19 protein-coding genes are annotated in these 17,365 nt (G+C 63.2%); 7 read left to right on the top strand and 12 right to left on the bottom strand.

What is annotated here, in order from left to right; translation table 11 throughout:
- Positions 1-91: 91 nt before the first annotated feature.
- From EC86_RS0123585 to EC86_RS0123615, 7 genes are read left to right on the top strand one after another with little or no spacing between them, the layout of a single operon-like run.
- Positions 92-763, top strand: a complete 672-nt coding sequence (locus tag EC86_RS0123585; protein WP_029528258.1) for an amino acid ABC transporter permease — start codon at positions 92-94, stop codon at positions 761-763.
- The gene (locus EC86_RS0123590) at positions 763-1,416 is read left to right on the top strand and encodes an amino acid ABC transporter permease (protein WP_029528259.1); all 654 of its coding nucleotides are present in this window, start codon (positions 763-765) and stop codon (positions 1,414-1,416) included. Before EC86_RS0123585 ends, EC86_RS0123590 begins: the two co-directional genes overlap by 1 nt.
- 51 nt (positions 1,417-1,467) lie before the next feature.
- Positions 1,468-2,274: a transporter substrate-binding domain-containing protein gene (locus tag EC86_RS0123595; protein ID WP_029528260.1), complete on the top strand. Its 807-nt coding sequence runs from the start codon at positions 1,468-1,470 to the stop codon at positions 2,272-2,274.
- 31 nt (positions 2,275-2,305) lie between these two features.
- The gene (locus EC86_RS0123600; protein ID WP_051676320.1) at positions 2,306-3,094 is read left to right on the top strand and encodes an amino acid ABC transporter ATP-binding protein; all 789 of its coding nucleotides are present in this window, start codon (positions 2,306-2,308) and stop codon (positions 3,092-3,094) included.
- On the top strand, positions 3,084-3,923 hold the full coding sequence (locus EC86_RS0123605; protein ID WP_029528262.1) for a sugar phosphate isomerase/epimerase family protein: 840 nt from the start codon (positions 3,084-3,086) through the stop codon (positions 3,921-3,923). Before EC86_RS0123600 ends, EC86_RS0123605 begins: the two co-directional genes overlap by 11 nt.
- A complete protein-coding gene (locus EC86_RS0123610; protein ID WP_029528263.1) occupies positions 3,920-4,885 on the top strand; it encodes a sugar kinase in 966 nt (321 codons plus the stop codon). Before EC86_RS0123605 ends, EC86_RS0123610 begins: the two co-directional genes overlap by 4 nt.
- Positions 4,886-4,887: 2 nt before the next feature.
- Positions 4,888-5,883 carry a 2-hydroxyacid dehydrogenase gene (locus tag EC86_RS0123615; RefSeq protein WP_029528264.1) on the top strand — a complete coding sequence of 332 codons (996 nt, stop codon included), beginning with the start codon at positions 4,888-4,890 and terminating at the stop codon, positions 5,881-5,883.
- A gap of 220 nt (positions 5,884-6,103) precedes the next feature.
- Here the strand turns inward: EC86_RS0123615 and EC86_RS30440 are convergent, their stop codons facing one another.
- The 12 genes from EC86_RS30440 to EC86_RS0123675 all read right to left on the bottom strand — a co-directional run bounded on the left by EC86_RS30440 (position 6,104) and on the right by EC86_RS0123675 (position 17,327).
- Positions 6,104-6,697, bottom strand: a complete 594-nt coding sequence (locus tag EC86_RS30440; RefSeq protein WP_029528265.1) for an IS1182 family transposase — start codon at positions 6,695-6,697, stop codon at positions 6,104-6,106.
- A 94-nt stretch (positions 6,698-6,791) separates the two neighbouring features.
- Positions 6,792-7,553, bottom strand: coding sequence for an SDR family oxidoreductase (locus EC86_RS0123625; RefSeq protein ID WP_029528266.1), 762 nt, complete (start codon positions 7,551-7,553; stop codon positions 6,792-6,794).
- Between the two features lie 42 nt (positions 7,554-7,595).
- Positions 7,596-9,026, bottom strand: a complete 1,431-nt coding sequence (locus tag EC86_RS0123630) for an aldehyde dehydrogenase family protein (RefSeq protein WP_029528267.1) — start codon at positions 9,024-9,026, stop codon at positions 7,596-7,598.
- 8 nt (positions 9,027-9,034) lie between these two features.
- Positions 9,035-9,961 carry an NAD(P)-dependent oxidoreductase gene (locus EC86_RS0123635; RefSeq protein WP_051676321.1) on the bottom strand — a complete coding sequence of 309 codons (927 nt, stop codon included), beginning with the start codon at positions 9,959-9,961 and terminating at the stop codon, positions 9,035-9,037.
- 36 nt (positions 9,962-9,997) lie between these two features.
- Positions 9,998-10,798: a 2-oxo-tetronate isomerase gene (gene otnI, locus EC86_RS0123640; RefSeq protein WP_029528269.1), complete on the bottom strand. Its 801-nt coding sequence runs from the start codon at positions 10,796-10,798 to the stop codon at positions 9,998-10,000.
- Between the two features lie 5 nt (positions 10,799-10,803).
- Complete coding sequence (locus EC86_RS0123645; RefSeq protein ID WP_029528270.1) at positions 10,804-11,487, bottom strand: class II aldolase/adducin family protein; 684 nt, start codon at positions 11,485-11,487, stop codon at positions 10,804-10,806.
- Positions 11,484-12,773: a 3-oxo-tetronate kinase gene (gene otnK, locus EC86_RS0123650; RefSeq protein ID WP_029528271.1), complete on the bottom strand. Its 1,290-nt coding sequence runs from the start codon at positions 12,771-12,773 to the stop codon at positions 11,484-11,486. Before otnK ends, EC86_RS0123645 begins: the two co-directional genes overlap by 4 nt.
- The gene (gene ltnD, locus EC86_RS0123655; protein WP_029528272.1) at positions 12,770-13,660 is read right to left on the bottom strand and encodes an L-threonate dehydrogenase; all 891 of its coding nucleotides are present in this window, start codon (positions 13,658-13,660) and stop codon (positions 12,770-12,772) included. The genes otnK and ltnD overlap by 4 nt, the downstream gene beginning before the upstream one ends.
- 36 nt (positions 13,661-13,696) lie before the next feature.
- Positions 13,697-14,479 (bottom strand): FadR/GntR family transcriptional regulator, encoded by a 783-nt coding sequence (locus EC86_RS0123660; RefSeq protein ID WP_029528273.1) that lies wholly within the window; start codon positions 14,477-14,479, stop codon positions 13,697-13,699.
- A gap of 26 nt (positions 14,480-14,505) precedes the next feature.
- Positions 14,506-15,783, bottom strand: a complete 1,278-nt coding sequence (locus EC86_RS0123665; protein WP_029528274.1) for a TRAP transporter large permease — start codon at positions 15,781-15,783, stop codon at positions 14,506-14,508.
- On the bottom strand, positions 15,780-16,274 hold the full coding sequence (locus EC86_RS0123670) for a TRAP transporter small permease (RefSeq protein WP_029528275.1): 495 nt from the start codon (positions 16,272-16,274) through the stop codon (positions 15,780-15,782). Before EC86_RS0123670 ends, EC86_RS0123665 begins: the two co-directional genes overlap by 4 nt.
- Positions 16,275-16,355: 81 nt before the next feature.
- Complete coding sequence (locus EC86_RS0123675; protein WP_029528276.1) at positions 16,356-17,327, bottom strand: TRAP transporter substrate-binding protein; 972 nt, start codon at positions 17,325-17,327, stop codon at positions 16,356-16,358.
- Positions 17,328-17,365 lie beyond the last annotated feature (38 nt).

Here is a 17,365-nt window from a genome sequence, read left to right on the forward strand (position 1 = left end):
AAAATCAACGCCTTGTCATGTTTTCAGAAAAACTTATCTTTTCCGCTGTACTCAAAGAGTTGACGTTCTTTGCGACACCAGCAATCCACCCATGAACTACACCTTCCAGTTCGGCGACGTCTTTGCAGCCTGGCCGCTGCTGCTCAAGGGCACATGGAACACCATCGAGCTGTCGCTGCTGGCGATGCTGCTCGGGCTGGTGGTGGCCATCGTCTGTGCCTGGGGCAAGACCGCCGGACCCAAGCCGCTGCGCTTTGTGATCAACGCCTACATCGAGCTGATCCGCAACACGCCGTTTCTGGTGCAGCTGTTCTTTTTCTTTTTCGCTCTGCCAGCATTGGGCCTGCGCTGGTCGGCCTACACCGCCGCGCTGACGGCGCTGGTCATCAACCTGGGCGCTTACGCGACCGAAATCATCCGCGCCGGTATCGAGTCGATTCCCAAGGGCCAGATCGAAGCCGGCCTGGCGTTGAACCTGAAGCGCCACGAGATTTTTCGTTTCGTCATTTTGAAGCCGGCACTCAAGGCGATCTACCCGGCGCTGACCAGCCAGTTCATCTTGCTGATGCTGAGCTCGGCAGTGGTGTCGGCCATTTCTGCCGACGATCTGACCTCGGTCGCGGCGAATCTGCAATCACAAACTTTTCGCAGTTTCGAGATCTACATCGTCGTGGCGGGCATCTACCTGCTGCTGGCGCTGTCATTCTCGGCGCTGTTCCGCGTGATCTACAAGATCAGCCTTAACTACCCGGATCGTCGGTAATGCGTACTTTCGGATTTCCTGAATTCCTCTTCATCCTCCAGGCGGCGCAGTGGACGGTGGCCCTGTCGCTGATCGCCTTCCTTGGCGGCGCCATGGGCGGTCTGCTGGTGGCGCTGGGGCGCACGTCTGAAAACCGGCTGGCGCAGTTTTTATCGGGCGTTTTCATCCAGATATTCCAGGGCACGCCGCTGCTGCTGCAATTGTTCCTGGTGTTCTTTGGCGCGCCGGTGCTGGGCTTTGACATCAATCCGTGGGTGGCGGCGGGCGTGGCCTTGATCCTGAACAGCAGCGCCTTCCTGGGTGAGATCTGGCGCGGCTGCATCCAGGCGATTCCCGCGGGCCAGGTCGAGGCGGCGCATGCGCTGAGCCTGTCGTACTTTTCGCGAATGCGCTTTGTCATCCTCCCGCAGGCCTTCAAGATCGCGCTGGCACCCACCGTGGGCTACATGGTGCAGATCATCAAGGGCACGTCGCTGGCAGCCATCATCGGTTTCACCGAAATCACGCGCGCCGGCCAGATCATCAACAACGCCACCTTTCAGCCGCTGGTCGTTTTCAGCGTAGTCGCGGCGATTTATTTCGCGCTGTGCTGGCCGCTGTCGCTGATGGCTTCCCGTATGGAACGCCGGCAGGCGGCCGCCCTGTCACGCTGATTTCAGCTTCATTTTTCGAGTAGTTTTTCACCCTAAAACGGAGACTTCACCATGATCAAGCATCTGCAACGCCGCGTATTTACCAGCACCGCGCTGGCCCTTGGCCTGGCCGCCACCTTGGGCACCTGGGCACCCGCCGCGAGCGCACAAAGCGTGGCCGACATCAAGAAAAAAGGCGAGCTGACCGTTGGCATGCTGGTGGACTTTCCGCCCTACGGCACCATGAACAGCAGCAACCAGCCCGACGGCTACGACGCCGACGTGGCGCGCCTGATGGCCAAGGACCTGGGCGTCAAGCTCAACCTGGTGCCGGTGACCGGCCCGAACCGCATTCCGTTTCTTCTCACCAACAAGGTCGATCTGCTGGTCGCCTCGCTGGCCGTGACGCCCGAGCGCGCCAAGCAGGTGCAATTTTCCAAGCCGTACGCGGCCGCCAGCATCGTGCTCTACGGCGACAAGAAGGCTGACCTGAAGGCGCCGGCCGATCTAAAGGGCAAGCGCGTTGGCGTCGCCCGCGCCAGCACCCAGGATGTGGCGCTGACCGCCGTGGCGCCCGAGGGCACCGAAATCCGCCGGTTCGACGACGACGCTTCGGCCATGCAGGCGCTGCTGTCGGGACAGGTTGACGCCATCGGCTGCTCGACCACGGTGGCCGCGCAGATTGCCAAGCGCGCCCCGGCCAATGCGTTTGAAAACAAGTTCATCCTGCGCCAGCAGGTCATGGGCGTGGCCATGCGCCCCGGCCAGGACGAACTGCTCAAGACTGTCGATGACTTTGTCGCCCGCAACACGGCCAACGGCGAACTCAACAAGTTGTATCAAAAATGGCTGCAGACAGACCTGCCCAAGCTGCAGTAATCCTTGACACGCGACTGACCACGGTGCTTTTATGACAGACTCAATGCATTCCCCCTCGCCGGCTGACGGCGCCGAACCCATCATCCGCATCGAGGCGGTGGACAAGTGGTATGGCAAGTTCCAGGTGCTGACCGGCATCAACCTGAACGTCGCGCCGGGCGAGCGCATTGTGGTCTGCGGACCCTCCGGGTCGGGCAAATCGACATTGATCCGCTGCATCAACCGGCTCGAAGTGGTGCAAAAGGGTCGCATCGTGGTCGATGGCATCGACCTGACGGCCGGCGGCAAGAACGTTGATTCGGTGCGCCAGGAAGTCGGCATGGTGTTCCAGCAGTTCAATTTGTTTCCGCACCTGACGATTTTGCAGAACTGCACGCTGGCGCCGATGCGGTCTCGCGGCCTGAGCCAGGAGGAAGCCGAAACCATCGCCATGAAATATTTGACCCGCGTGCGCATTCCCGAGCAGGCGAAAAAATACCCGAGCCAGCTTTCAGGCGGCCAGCAGCAACGCGTGGCGATTGCGCGCGCCTTGTGCATGACGCCCAAGATCATGCTGTTTGACGAGCCGACGTCGGCGCTGGACCCGGAAATGGTCAAGGAAGTGCTGGACACCATGATCAGCCTGGCCGACGACGGAATGACCATGCTGTGCGTCACGCATGAAATGGGTTTTGCCCGCAGCGTGGCCGACCGGGTGATCTTCATGGCTGACGGCAAGATCGTCGAGCAGGCACCGCCGCAGCAATTCTTCAGCAATCCGCAAAACGAAAAAACCCGAAACTTCCTCGGCCAGATTTTGAATTCGCAACATGCGCACTGAAGTTCCAGCAGCCCCAGGCGCGCCGCCCATCCTGATTTCCCTGACCGCTTTTGGCGCTGGCGAAGTGCGCCGCCATGGGCAGCTGTGGTTTACCCGGCTCAGCCACGAAGCCGGTGCTGACGGCATCGAAGTGCGCAGCGAACTGCTGGTCGATGCTGCCAGCGAATTCCCGGCCCTTGCCGCGTACGTGCGGGAAACCGGCTTGCGCGTGGTGTATTCCAGCGCCGACTGTCTCTGGAAATCGGACGGTACTCTGGATGCTGCCGCACTGGACGACGCCTTGGCGGCCAGCCAGGCACTGGGCGCACCCCGACTAAAAATGGCGATAGGCGGTTTCAACGATGCTTCCAGCGCCACGCTGACCGCCTTGCAAGAACTGCTGCAGGCCGCCAAAGTCGAACTGGTGATTGAAAACGACCAGACCCCAGCCGCCGGCACGCTGCCGGCGCTGCAAAACTTTTTTAACACGGCCAATGACCAGGGCATTTTCCTGGGCATGACGTTCGACATGGGCAACTGGCACTGGACCGGCGAATGTCCGCTGCTCGCCGCTGCCGCACTGGCCCCGCAGGTGCGTTATGTGCACTGCAAGGGCGTGCAACGCATGCCGCAGCGCTGGGTGGCTGTGCCGCTGGCTGAATCCAATGCCCCGTGGCGCGCCGTGCTGCGCGCCCTGCCCGCCGATGTGCCATGGGCCATCGAATACCCGCTGACTGGCGAAGACCTGCCGGCAGTCACGCGGCGCGAAATCGATCAGCTGCGCAGCGTAGCCGTCGCCATGGCAGACCGCGCTTGTGTTTCCCCTATTTCAAAAACAAAACACCTATGACACCCGCCCTGGACGTGATCACCTTTGGCGAAGCCATGCTGCTGCTGGTGGCCGACCGGCCCGGACCGCTGGAGCAGGCCGAAGCTTTTTACAAGCGTACCGCCGGTGCGGAAACCAATGTCGCCATCGGCCTAGCGAGGCTTGGCATAAAGGTTGGCTGGGGCAGCCGCCTGGGCACCGATTCGATGGGCCGGTATTTGCTGGCCGCCATGCAAAAGGAAGGCATTGACTGCTCGCATGTGGTGTGCGACCCGTTGCAAAAGACTGGTTTCCAGTTCAAGTCCAAGGTGTTGGATGGCAGCGACCCGGAGGTTGAATACCACCGTCAGGGTTCGGCGGCCAGTCATATGTCTGTAGATGACGTTGACGAGGCCTGGCTGCTGTCGGCGCGCCATCTGCATGCCACCGGCGTGTTTGCCGCCATTTCGGCCACCACCCTTCCCGCTGCACGCAAGACCATGGACCTGATGCGCGCGGCGGGCCGCAGCGTGTCGTTCGACCCCAACCTGCGCCCCACGCTGTGGTCCAGCCCCGAGCTGATGCGTGAATCGATCAATGACCTGGCCACGCGCGCCGACTGGGTGTTGCCCGGACTGGAAGAAGGCCGTTTATTAACAGGCGAAGCCAGCGCCGAAGGCATTGCCCGCTTCTACCGCCAGCGCGGCGCCCGGCTGGTCGTCGTCAAACTGGGTGCCGATGGCGCCTGGTTCGACAGCGACACCGGCGGCAGCGGCCATGTGCCGGGGTTCCCGGTGGCCCAGGTGGTGGATACCGTGGGCGCAGGCGACGGTTTTGCCGTCGGCGTGATCAGCGCATTGCTCGATGGCTTGGGCATTGTCGAAGCGGTGAGGCGTGGTGCTTGGATTGGCGCCCGCGCGGTGCAGGTGCAGGGCGACAGCGAAGGCCTGCCGACGCGCGCCGAACTCCATGAATTCAATGAACTCCATCCGACAGGATGCTGAAAATGGCTGTTTCCAATCAACGCAAGAAAATTCTGGTCTTCAGGGAACTGCCCCCGGACCAACTGGCGCGACTGCAGGCACAGCACGACGTGACGGTTGCCAATCCGCGCCTTGCCGGGCAACTGCCGGCCTTCGAAACCTCGCTGGCGACCGCCGAAGGCCTGATCGGCTCCAGCTACCCGGTGGACAAGGCGCTGCTGGCCAGGGCGCCACAACTCAAGGTCATCTCCAGCGTGTCGGTCGGCGTGGACAACTACGACCTGAAAGCGCTTGCTGCACGAAACATCATGCTCTGCCACACGCCCGGCGTGCTGACCGAAACCACTGCCGACACCGTTTTTTCACTGGTCATGGCGACCAGCCGGCGCATCGTTGAGCTGGCAAATCATGTGCGCGAAGGCCGCTGGACACGCAACATCGGCGAAGACCTGTTCGGCACGGATGTTCACGGCAAGACACTGGGCATCCTCGGCTTTGGCCGCATCGGGCAGGCGCTGGCGCGGCGTGCGGCGCTGGGCTTTGGCATGCCGGTGCTCTACCACAGCCGCCGGCCAGTGGACCTGACCCGGCAGGCGCCCGAGCTGGCCGGCAAGGCTGCGCACACGCCGCTCGACGAACTGCTGGCGCGCGCCGACATCGTGGCGGCGGTGCTACCGCTGTCGGATGAAACTCGCAACCTGATGGGCCGGCGCGAGTTCGGGCTGATGAAGCCGGGCGCCATCTTCATCAACGGCGGGCGTGGCGCCACGGTACAGGAAAGCGCCTTGCTCGAGGCACTGGAACAGGGCCGCCTGCGCGCTGCCGGGCTGGATGTGTTCGCCACCGAACCACTGCCCCTGACCTCCCGGCTGCGCACCCATCCAAAAGTGACCGCACTGCCGCACATCGGCTCGGCCACCGTTGAAACCCGCCACGCGATGGCGGTGCTGGCAACGACCAATTTGCTGCAGGCGCTGGAGGGCGAGTTGCCTGAAGCGGTGTTTGACCTGCCGGCCTGATGCGCGGCCCGTCCGGACAGGGGCGACCACGGGAACAAATTTCTTAAATCTGACTGCCTGCACGACTGCATCTGAGCTTGAAATCAGCCTCTTCCGCAAGCCCAGCCTTCACCTTCTGCTATTAATTTGAAGAACATATGAACCATTGTCATCCCAGGCTTGACCTCAATGGCACTACCTTAGCGGTAGGATACTGTTGGCGAATTGCCGGCAGCCTTATTCATGTCGCCAGCCGGGCAAAACGCGATGTTCGTGTTTTCTCCCGAGGCTGGCCGGTCAGCCACGCAGTGACCCGCTCGACATTCATGGCCACGGCTGTCGCCACATGCTGCAGGCTTGTTTTTGCCAATCCCCGGTAACGCGTGCGGCGCAACCCGAATGCCCGCACGGCCTGCGACAAGGTACCCTCGATGCCGGCTCGGCGCGCATACAACGTCCACCCTTCCTCGCTGCCCAGACGTTGCCGCGCCGCGGACAGTGCTTCATGGTGCGCCTGCGGATGCAACGAGAGTTGGCGCGGCGCCAGTTCCAGGCCCAAGAGGTATTTCCAGTCGATGCGGGCGCGCACCGCCTGGGCCGCCTGCCGGTCCGACAAATTTTCGTGAAACTGCAAAATGGTGACGAGCGCCAGCCGCCAGGGCGGCAGCGCTGGTTGACCACGCACTGAAAAGAGTCCGGCGAAATCCTCATCGCGATACAGTGTGCCAAACTCGTCACGCAGCGTGAGATAGGAATTGCCCTTGGGAAACGCGGCACGCGCAATTCGGGCCGTCTGTTCCGGAACAGGTTCAATGGGGGTAGGCTTGAGCGACATGGTGGAAACCTCCTCGGCAGCAGTATTGCGAGAAGATTCACCTCATTTGTCGTTGTTCCCAGCCATAATCGAATTCGCCAACAGTATCCTACCGCTAGACACAGCGTGCGCCGTCCACCTCGATGCAGACGCCGCTGATGAACGCTGCTTCGTCGCTGGCCAGGTAAAGCACGGCATTGGCCACGTCCAGCACGCTGGAAAAACGCCCCAGGGGAATGCTGGCGCGAAAAATGGCCAGGCGCTCATCGGTCAAGGGGCCACCGGCAAATTCAGCCGCCAGCCCGGTTTCCGGGTTGAAAACCGGATTGATGCAGTTGACCCGGATGTTGTCCGGCCCCAGTTCAGCGGCCAGCGATTTCGACGTGGTGATCACCGCGCCCTTGGAGCCGTTGTACCAGGTGAGCCCCGGGCGCGGGCGCACACCGGCGGTGGAGGCAATGTTGACGAAACAACCGCCACCTTGCTTGCGGAACACCGGCACCGCATGCACCGTGGCCAGGTAAACGCTTTTGACGTTGACCAGGTACACCTTGTCGAATTCTTCCTCGCTGACCTCCAGCGCCGGGCGGTTGCGGTGCGTCCAGCCGGCATTGTTGACCATCACATCGAGCCTGCCGTGGCGCTGCACGGCGGCGGCCACCAGCGCCTGGACTTGCTCGGATTTCGTCACGTCAGCGGCAAAAAAAGAGGCGATGCCGCCGGCACCGACAATCTCGCGCACAACGCTTTCGCCCAATTCGGCATGCAGGTCGTTGACGATCACCCGGGCGCCCTCGGCGGCCAGGCGCAGGGCAATTCCCTTGCCGATGCCACCGCCGGCGCCCGTCACGATGATGGACTTGTCTTGAACGCGCATGGGGTTTGCCTTTGTGATGAAAATTCGATGAAGCGGCTGGCTCTAGGAGCCATGCCTGAAGGCCACGGTCTTGAGCGTGGTGAAGCCCAGCAGCGCTTCAAACCCTTTTTCACGGCCGTAGCCCGAGGACTTGACGCCGCCAAAGGGCAACTCGACGCCGCCGCCCGCGCCATAGTTGTTGATGAACACCTGGCCGCTGCGGATGCGCCGGGCCATGCGGAACTGGCGCGCGCCGTCGGCCGTCCAGACCCCGGCCACCAGGCCGAACTGCGTGGCATTGGCCAGCGCCACCGCCTGGTCTTCGCCCTGAAACGGCATGGCGCACAGCACCGGGCCGAACACTTCTTCCTGCGCCAGGCGGTGGTTCACCGGAACGTCGCGAAGCAGTGTCGGCGCTTGGTAAAAACCGGACTGCGGTGCCTCTTCCACCACGCTGCCCTGGGCCACCATGGGAATGTTGCCCGCATGGGCATCGCTCAAAAAATCCCAGACACGCTGTTGCTGGCTCTGGCGAATCAGCGGGCCGAGGTCCAGGTCGCTGCTCGCTGGCCCGACGCGCAGCGCCTCGAAGGCCGCGCCCAGGCGTTCCAGCAGCGGCTCGTAGATGGCCTGGTCGACCAGCAGGCGCGAGCCGGCCGAGCAGGTTTGCCCGGCGTTCTGCACGATGCCGTTGATGATGGCGGGCACGGCGGCGTCCAGGTCGGCGTCGGCGAAGACGATCTGCGGACTCTTGCCGCCCAGCTCCAGCGTGACCGGGCAATGCCGCTCGGCCGCCGCCTGCTGGATCAAGGTGCCGACCGACGGGCTGCCGGTGAAGCTGATGTGGTCGATGCCGGGGTGGCGCGCCAGGGCGTCGCCCACTTCATGGCCGTAGCCGGTGACGATGTTGATTGCCCCGGTGGGAAAACCCACCTCGGCCGCCATTTGTGCCACCCGGATGAGTGACGCATCCTCGGCGGGCTTGACCACGCACACGTTGCCGGCTGCCAGGGCGCCGCCCACGCTGCGGCCGAAAATCTGCATCGGATAGTTCCACGGGATAACATGACCCGTGATGCCGTGGGGCTCGCGCCAGGTGAGTACGCTGTAGCCTTCCAGGTAGGGAAGGGTGTCGCCGTGCAGCTTGTCGCAAGCGCCGGCATAAAACTCGAAATAGCGCGCCAGCGCGACGGCATCGGCGCGCGCCTGGCGCGTAGGTTTGCCGCAATCGCGCTGCTCGATGGCCGCCAGCTCCTCCACGCTGGCGCTGATCTTGACCGAAAGGCGCATGAGCAGGCGGCCCCGTTCCACAGCATCCAACTGGCGCCAGGCGGTGTCAAGGCACTGGCGCGCGGCGCGCACTGCGGCGTCGATATCGGCCGCGTTGCTGCGCTGGATCTGGTCGAACACCTGGCCGTCCGACGGGTCCACCACCGCCAGGGTAAGACCGGACGATGAGACCTGCGAGATATTGGCAATGAAGTTGTATTGCATAGCTAGGCCTAGCCTTTTGCCGGCTCTGGTGCGGAGCAGTTGAGTGTGTTCAAGCTGTTGACCAGGTGCGGAATGAAGTGCGGTGCGTGGCCCTGGTTGATGGCCACGGTGTAGGTGTTGTGCACCGCATCGCCCAGGTGCGAAACCACGCGGGCCTCGCCCGTCATGCGGGCGTAGTAGCGCATGTCCTTGTGCGCATTGCCGATCGAGAAGCGGAACATCTGGTCGTTGCCCTCCAGCACATAGGGGCGCAGGCGCTGAAAGGCGGTGCTGTTGGCGCCGCCCGAATCAATCACGTCGCACAACACCTCCAGATCGACACCGGTTTTGCGCGCGCATGAAAACGCTTCGGCAAGAATGGCCGAATTGCCCAGTACCACGAACTGGTGCAACAGCTTGGTGGTGTGGCCGGCGCCTGCCTCGCCGCAATAAAAGATGTTCTTGGCAAACAACGCAAAGACCGGACGGACCTGTTCCAGCACCGCTTTGTCGCCGCCCACGAGCAGGTTGAGCTGGCCGTCTTCGGCATGTTTGGGCGTGCCAGTCAGCGCCGCGTCCAGAAACCGGGCGCCCTTGGCCTCGATGGCGGCGCACAGGTGGCGCGTGGAGTCTGGCTGCGAGGTCGAGCAGTCCACAACGATACAGCCCGGCTTGACGCCTTTGAGCACGCCGCGCGGGCCGAGCACCACGTCCTCGACCTCGGGCGAGCCGGTGACGCAGATGATCAGGACATCGGCCATGGCGGCCATGTCGGCGGGCGTTGCCAGGGGGCGGGCACCGGCTGCCAGCAGGTCCGCGCAGCGCGCCTCGCCTTCCTTCGAGCGCACCAGCAAGCCGACCTCATGGCCTTCGGCTAGCACATGCCGGGCCATGCCCCGGCCCATCATGCCCAGGCCGATAAAGCCGATGTTGAGCTTGGCTTGTGTGTCTTTCATGGTCGATTTCAATTTTTTGATTTTTCAGTCTGGATGTCAGCGGGACAGATAAGGCTTGAGCCAGCCCAGGCCAGCCGATGTGCCGCCTAGCTGGCTGTCGGCCGGCCGGTATTCGCAGCCGACCCATCCGGCGTAGCCCAGTTCATCGAGCAAGGCGAACAAATATGCATGGTTGATCTCCCCCAGGTCCGGCTCATGGCGCTGGGGAACACCGGCGATCTGAATATGCCCCACCTTGCCCGTGGGCAGGTACTTGCGCAGCTTCATAGCCAGGTCACCTTCGACAATCTGGCAGTGGTACAAGTCCATCTGCACCTTCAGGTTGGGCTCGCCCACGTCGGCCAGAACCTGGTGCGCAGCATCTTGGCGGTTCAGGTAAAAGCCCGGTATGTCGCGCGCATTGATGGGCTCGATCAAAACGTCCCGGCCTTCCTTCGCGGCTTCCCGGGCGGCCCAACGCAGGTTGGCGATGTAGGTCGGGTACAGCGCTGCCTGCGTGGCGCCTGCGGGCAGCAGCCCGGCCATCAGGTGAATGCGCGGGCAGTCCAGCGCCGCTGCGTAGGCCAGCGCTGCGCCCATGCCGGTGCGGAATTCGGCTTCGCGGCCAGGCAGGCAGGCCATGCCGCGCTCGCCTGCCTCCCAGTTGCCGGGCGGTGCATTGAACAGCACCTGCTGCAAGCCATGGGCTTTCAGGCGCTCGGCAATGGCTTCGCTGGAAAAAGCATACGGGAACAGAAATTCAACCGCCTTGAAGCCGTCCTGGGCGGCGGCCTCGAAACGGTCCAGAAACGCATGCTCCTGGTAGAGCATGGACAGGTTGGCAGCAAATTGGGGCATAGGTTTCACCATCGGGCGCCAAAAGTCTGGCGCAGTTCGTTGATTTGGGGTTCGGTTAGCGGCTCGGGCGCTGTCGCGCTCAGGCACACCAGCCGGGCGGTTTCTTCAAGCTCTTCCAGCGTGGCCATGGCAGCGGCCGGCGAGTCGTGCCACACATTCGGACCCAAGCGCGACAGCATCACGGCGCGAATCGGGGTGCCTGCCTGACCGTAGCGACGGATGGTGTCAGCCACCCATTGCGCAGCCGCAGAGTTGCCGGGACGGTGGTAGGGAATGACGGGAACATGGCCTACCTTCATGACAAAGTAAGGCGTTATAGCAGGCAGCAGCTCGGGCAACCTGTCCAGCGGGGGGCGCAGGGTCAGCCCCACGCAGTGCGTGCTGTGGGTGTGGATGACGCAGCAGGTTTGCGCATCGTAGGCGCGCGCTGCCTGGTAAATGCGGGTGTGCAGCGCGAGGGTTTTGCTCGCCTTGTCACCGCTTGTTTGCTGCGCATTGGCATCGAGCCTGGCCAGCCTGGAAGGCGCCAGAAAACCCAGGCAGGCATCGGTCGGTGTGATCAGGAAACCGCCGCCTTCCGAATCACCAAGGCGCATGCTGATGTTGCCGGCCGTGGCATGCACATAGCCGCGCTCGAACAGGCTGCGGCCGACGCGGCAGATCTCTTCGCGGGCCTGGGACTCGGTCATGCCAGTTGGGCCAAGGCTTTGCTGAAAAAGTCGTCACTCCCGAAGTTGCCCGACTTCAGCGTGAGGTGCAATCCGCCATTGGGCGCGGCATCGCTGCGGGCATGGCACCAGGGAACGCCCGGATCAATCTGCGGTCCGATCTGCAGCTGTGTGATGTTTAGCGCCTGTACGCAGGCGCCGGAGGTTTCGCCACCGGCCACCACCAGCTGTCGCACGCCCAGACGGCCGACCAGGCCGCGCGCCACGGTGGCCAACGCGCGCTCCACCAACTCGCCAGCGGCCTGCACGCCGAGTTGCGCCTGCACCGACTTGACGGATGCGGAGTCGGCCGACGAATAAATCAGCACCGGCCCGGCGCCCAGCAAGGGCCGCGCCCAGTCCAGGGCCTGCGCCACCGCGCCCGGTTCATCCGCCGCCAGGGCCAGGGGGTCGAGCGCCAGCGCCGGCCGGCCAGAGGCGATGAAGGCCTTGACCTGCCGGTTGGTCGCGAGTGAGCAGCTGCCCGACACTACTGCCTGCAATCCCGTAGCGACGGGCAAGGCGCTGGCGGTGCCAGAGGGGGCCAGACCGAAATTCCCAGGCAGGCCGATGGCCACGCCCGACCCCGCCGTCACCAGCGGCATGCCCTTGAGTGCCGGTCCCAGGCACATCAGGTCGTCATTCGAGACAGCATCCACCACGGCCAGGCCGACGCCCTCGGCGCGCAACTGGCCGATGCGGTCCTGGATGGCCTGCGGCCCCTGGGCCACCACGCGGTGGTCGATCAGCCCGACCTTGCGCCGGCATTGCGCCTGCAGCACGCGCACCAGGTTGGCATCCGCCATGGGCGTGAGCGGATGGTTCTGCATGCCGCTGTCGTTGAGCAGGACATCGCCGACGAAGAGGTGACCCTTGAACACGGTGCGCTGGTTGTCCGGAAACGCCGGCGTGGCAATGGTGAAGTCGCTCCCCGGCTGGTCCGCCAGCGCGTCCATCAGGGCTTCGGCCACCGGGCCGATGTTGCCCTGGGCGGTGCTGTCAAAGGTGGAGCAGTATTTGAAATAAATCTGCTGCGCCCCCTGCGCCTGCAGCCAGCGCAGGGCGGCGAGCGACTGGGCCACCGCCTCGTCAGCCGGCACGGTGCGCGACTTGAGCGCCACCACCACCGCATCGGCGCTGGCTGCGAGCGGCTGCGCCGGAACGCCGATGGCCTGCACAACGCGCATGCCGGCGCGCACCAGGTTGTTCGCCAGGTCGGTAGCCCCGGTGAAGTCGTCGGCAATGCAGCCCAGAAGAATTTTTTTCATGGCTTTTGCGGCAGCTCGATGCCGGGAAATATCTTGATGACCGCGCTGTCGTCCTCCCGCGCAAAACCCGAGGTCGATGCCTGCATGAACATCTGGTGCGCCGTGCTGGACAAGGGCAGCGGAAACTTGCTGGCGCGGGCAACATCGAGCACCAGCCCGAGGTCTTTGACAAAGATGTCCACCGCTGACAGCGGCGTGTAGTCCCCGGCCAGCACATGGGCCATGCGGTTTTCGAACATCCAGCTGTTGCCGGCGCTGTGGGTGATCACCTCGTACAAGGCATGGGCATCGACGCCTTCGCGCAGGCCCAGCGCCATGGCCTCGGCCGCAGCGGCAATGTGCACGCCAGCCAGCAGCTGGTTGATGATCTTGACCTTGCTGCCTGCGCCGGCCTGGTTGCCCAGGCGATACACCTTGGCGGCCATGGCATCGAGCAGCGGCCCCACCGCGGCGTAGGCCTCGGGCGTGGCGGCGGTCATCATGGTCATCTGGCCGCTGGCGGCCTTGGCCGCGCCGCCGGAGATGGGCGCGTCCACATACAAAATGCCCAGCTCAGCCAGACGCGCTTCCATCGAGATCGACCAGCCGGGGTCCACCGTGGAGCACATCACGAACACGCTGCCTGGGCGCATCGCGGCGGCGCAGCCCTTGTCGCCAAACAGCACCGCCTCCGTCTGGGCGGCATTGACCACCACCGAGACGATTACATCGCAATACGCCGCCAGTTCGGCGGGCGATTCGCAGGCCACGCCCCCTTGCGCCACAAAGGCTTGTGCAGCTTGGTTTCGCACGTCGAATACATAAACATTGCAGCCGTGGCTGCGCAAGGACCCGGCCATGCCGCTGCCCATGGCGCCCAGGCCGATCAAACCTACATTGCTTGTCATTGGTCATTCTCCATTCGTATTGGCATTTGTACAGATTCAGTCTGGCAGCCTCTTGGGCTTCGACGCCACCAGGGCGCTGGCCAGTTCAACCCCGGTCTGCTGCCAGAACGCCGGGTCGGCCTGTTCGATCCGGGCAATGGCGTTGTCCATGTGGGACGTGGCCGCCCGGCGTGCAGCTTCAGCATCGCCGGCTTCAATGGCGCTGACGATCAGGGCATGCTCGTCGAGCACCTGGCGGGCAAAATCCGCGCGCCGTGCCTCGTTGGCCCGGGTGACGCGGGTCGCGCCGCGCAAGAACTGCCCCAGGTATTCGAGCGTGCTGATCAGAAAAGGGTTGCGTGCCGCCTCCGCAATCGCGCGGTGGTATTGCACGTCTTCATCCACCCCGTCGCCGCCGGCGCGTACCGCCTGGTCCAGCAGCGTGATCGACTTGCGGATGCGCTTGAGGTCCGCCTCGTTGCGGCGCTGCGCGGCCAGTGCCGCCACCTCGGCCTCCAGGGCACGGCGCAGCTCGACCATCTGGATCACCGCTTGCCGTGACACGGACGATTTGACATCGAAGTTCAGCGGCGAAAAACCGATTTCCTTGACATACACGCCGCTGCCTTGTCGCGACTCCACCAGGCTGAGCGACTTGAGCCGTGACAAGGCCTCCCTGACCACGGTGCGGCTGACCGAAAACTGCTCCACCAGCGTGGCTTCTGTCGGCAATTTGTCGCCGGCCTCCAGCCGGCCCGCCCGGATCTCGGCCGCCATCGCATCGGCCACCTGATCGGACAGGTAGGCGCCGGGTGTGGCAGGCTTGAAAGCGGCTGGCATGGGCTGGCGTTGCATTAGGTCGCGCACTATTTGGCGTAAACCAGATCGCGCAATCCCAGCGACAGGACCGGCACGTAGGAAATCACCATCAGGCAGGCCAGGATCACCAGCACGAAGGGGATCAGGTCCTTGATCATCCGGTCCAGCGATATTCGCGCCACCGTGCAGGCGGCAAACAGGTTCACGCCGAAGGGCGGCGTGATCATGCCCAGCGCCAGGTTCACCACCATGACCAGGCCGAAATGCACCGGATCAATGCCGAAGTGAATGGCGACGGGAACCAGGATCGGCGCCAGCACGATGATGGCCGCGCCGGTCTCGATGAACATGCCGATCAGGAACAGCGCCGCATTGACGCCCAGCAGGAAATACGCCGGGCTCTTGAGCACATCCTGCAGCCACAGGCCGATCATCTCGGGCACGCCGGCGCGGGTGATCATGAACGCAAACAGGCCCGCGTTGGCAATGATGAACATGATCACAGCCGACGACAGCACCGACTTGCGCAAGATGGTGTAAAGATCAGCGAACCTGATTTCGCGGTGGATCACCATGCCGACGACCAAGGCATAAAACACCGCCACCGCAGACGCTTCAGTGGGCGTGAACACGCCGCCGTAGATTCCGCCCAGGATGATGACCGGCATCAGCAGCGCCCAACCGGCATTGAGCGTGGCTTTGCCGACCGACAGGCGGCCGTCACCGTCGTTCTTGCCCCAGCCCTTGCGCTTGCAGTACAGCCAGACGAACAGCATCAGCGCGCCGCTGATGAACAGGCCCGGGCCAAAACCGGCGATGAACAACTCGCCAATCGAGACTTCAGCGCTCACGCCATACAGAATCAAGGGAATGGAAGGCGGAATGATCACGCCCAGCTCGGCGCTGGTGGCTTGCAGCGAAGCGGCCCAGGTGACCGGATAACCGTGCTTGATGAGCGCCGGAATCAAGATGGTGCCAATCGCAAAGGTGGTGGCGACCGACGAGCCCGACACTGCCGCAAAGATCATGCAGGTCAGCACGCAGGTCATGGGCAAGCCGCCTTGCACGCCGCCGACCAGGCTCTTGGCAAACTCGACCAGGCGTCGCGAGATGCCGCCGGTTTCCATCACATTGCCCGCCAGGATGAAGAACGGGATGGCGGCCAGCGGAAACTTGTTGATCGAGTTGAACATCTCCTTGACCGAGATGAGCATGTTGACGTCGGCCACCTGGATGCCCAGGATGGCGGACAGTCCGATGGACACGGCCACCGAAACGGTGAGTGCAAAGCACAGCACCATGGTGACAAGCATGGTGAGGGTCATTGGGCGGTTTCCAGTTCAAGGCGCTGGGGGTCCAGCAGGTTTCCAATAATGCTGAGGACACTGAACACGCCGCCCACGGGCATGGCGAGGTAGGCCCAGAACATCGAGATCGACTCCAGCCCGGCCATGGACTGCACCCGGCCGCGCAGGGTGTAGTCCCAGCCCCACCAGATGATGACCAGAATCAGCGCCAGTGCGGCCAGGCAGACCACCCAGTCCAGAATGCGGCGTATCTGCGGCGGACTCCAGCGGTAGAGCACGTCCACGCTGACCATGGCGCCTTGACGGAAGGCCATGGGAATGCCCATGAACACCATCCAGATCAGGCTGAAGCGGATCAGCACCTCGCTCCATTCGGCCGGAGTTTCCAGCACGAAGCGGGTGATGATCTGAAGCATGCCCAGGCTGGCGGACACCACCAGCATGAGGCAGGCCGTGACCAGCGAAAAGTGGCTGGTCCAGTGCTCCAGGCGCAGAAATTTATCTTTCATCGCATTCTCCGCTTGAAATCGAAGTTAAAAAAACGCCCGAGCGTGCTAAGCCGTCGGGCGTTTGGCGTCGCAGGAAGCGAGTTACTTGGTGTTGCGGATCCGGTCCATGTTGGCCTTGCCGAACTGCTTCTCGAAGTCGGCATAGACCGGCCCGAGCGCCGCGACGAACTTGGACTTGTCCAGGTTCTCGGTCACGGTCATTCCCTTGCCGCGCAGGTAGGTCACGCCCATGGCGTCATCCGCATCGACACGGGCGCGGTTGGCGGCCACGGCGGTCTTGGCCGCATCCAGAAACACCTTCTGGTCCGCCGGTGCGAGCTTGCCAAAGGCCTCCTTGTTCATCAGGAAGATGGCGGGCGAATAGACGTGGCCGGTGAGGGACACATGCTTTTGCACCTGGTCGAGCTTGGCCGCCATGATCACCGACAACGGGTTTTCCTGGCCGTCGACAGTGCCTTGCTGCAGCGCGGTGAAGACTTCGGCCATGGCCATCGGCGTGGTCACGATGCCCAGGCCCTTGTAGGCAGCGACGTGCACCGGGTTTTCCATGGTACGCAGCTTCAGGCCCTTGAGGTCCTCGGGCGTGTTGATGGCGCGCTTGTTGTTGGTCACATTGCGCATGCCGTTTTCGCCCCAGGCCAGCGCCTTGAAGCCCTTGGAGTCAAACTTGGCCAGCATGTCCTGGCCAATAGGGCCATCGAGCACGGCGCGGGCATGGGCCTTGTCGCGGAACAGGAAGGGAATGTCCAGGATCTTGGTTTCGGGCACAAAGTTGGGCACCGGGCCGGACGAGGTGAAGGTCAGTTCCTGCGTGCCTAGCTGGACCGACTCGATGGATTCGCGCTCGCTGCCCAAGGATGCGTTGTAGAACGGCTGGATCTTGTAGCGCCCGGCGGTGTTCTTTTCGACTTCCTTGGCGAAGGTGTCGATGGCCACGCCCTGGTGCGAATTCTGCGCGATGGAAATATTGATCTTCATGCTGGTCTGCGCGGCGGCGGTCGCCACCAGGCCGACAGCGAATGACAGGCCAATAAACAGTTTGCTCAATTTCATCTGATGTCTCCTTCGTTTTAAATCATAAAAGTTGTATG

It is taken from the genome of Polaromonas glacialis (genome assembly GCF_000709345.1).
GTDB lineage: Bacteria > Pseudomonadota > Gammaproteobacteria > Burkholderiales > Burkholderiaceae_C > Polaromonas > Polaromonas glacialis.

Coding starts and splice junctions, on each gene's coding strand:
- EC86_RS0123645 (WP_029528270.1), bottom strand. CDS start 11,487: ATGACCGAGTCCCAGGCCCGCGAAGAGATCTGCCGCGTCGGCCGCAGC.
- EC86_RS0123670 (WP_029528275.1), bottom strand. CDS start 16,274: ATGAAAGATAAATTTCTGCGCCTGGAGCACTGGACCAGCCACTTTTCG.
- EC86_RS0123630 (WP_029528267.1), bottom strand. CDS start 9,026: ATGCAATACAACTTCATTGCCAATATCTCGCAGGTCTCATCGTCCGGT.
- EC86_RS0123590 (WP_029528259.1), top strand. CDS start 763: ATGCGTACTTTCGGATTTCCTGAATTCCTCTTCATCCTCCAGGCGGCG.
- EC86_RS0123615 (WP_029528264.1), top strand. CDS start 4,888: ATGGCTGTTTCCAATCAACGCAAGAAAATTCTGGTCTTCAGGGAACTG.
- EC86_RS0123635 (WP_051676321.1), bottom strand. CDS start 9,961: ATGAAAGACACACAAGCCAAGCTCAACATCGGCTTTATCGGCCTGGGC.
- EC86_RS0123625 (WP_029528266.1), bottom strand. CDS start 7,553: ATGCGCGTTCAAGACAAGTCCATCATCGTGACGGGCGCCGGCGGTGGC.
- EC86_RS0123610 (WP_029528263.1), top strand. CDS start 3,920: ATGACACCCGCCCTGGACGTGATCACCTTTGGCGAAGCCATGCTGCTG.
- otnK (WP_029528271.1), bottom strand. CDS start 12,773: ATGAAAAAAATTCTTCTGGGCTGCATTGCCGACGACTTCACCGGGGCT.
- otnI (WP_029528269.1), bottom strand. CDS start 10,798: ATGCCCCAATTTGCTGCCAACCTGTCCATGCTCTACCAGGAGCATGCG.
- EC86_RS0123605 (WP_029528262.1), top strand. CDS start 3,084: ATGCGCACTGAAGTTCCAGCAGCCCCAGGCGCGCCGCCCATCCTGATT.
- EC86_RS0123595 (WP_029528260.1), top strand. CDS start 1,468: ATGATCAAGCATCTGCAACGCCGCGTATTTACCAGCACCGCGCTGGCC.
- ltnD (WP_029528272.1), bottom strand. CDS start 13,660: ATGACAAGCAATGTAGGTTTGATCGGCCTGGGCGCCATGGGCAGCGGC.
- EC86_RS0123585 (WP_029528258.1), top strand. CDS start 92: ATGAACTACACCTTCCAGTTCGGCGACGTCTTTGCAGCCTGGCCGCTG.
- EC86_RS0123660 (WP_029528273.1), bottom strand. CDS start 14,479: ATGCCAGCCGCTTTCAAGCCTGCCACACCCGGCGCCTACCTGTCCGAT.
- EC86_RS0123675 (WP_029528276.1), bottom strand. CDS start 17,327: ATGAAATTGAGCAAACTGTTTATTGGCCTGTCATTCGCTGTCGGCCTG.
- EC86_RS0123665 (WP_029528274.1), bottom strand. CDS start 15,783: ATGACCCTCACCATGCTTGTCACCATGGTGCTGTGCTTTGCACTCACC.
- EC86_RS30440 (WP_029528265.1), bottom strand. CDS start 6,697: ATGTCGCTCAAGCCTACCCCCATTGAACCTGTTCCGGAACAGACGGCC.
- EC86_RS0123600 (WP_051676320.1), top strand. CDS start 2,306: ATGACAGACTCAATGCATTCCCCCTCGCCGGCTGACGGCGCCGAACCC.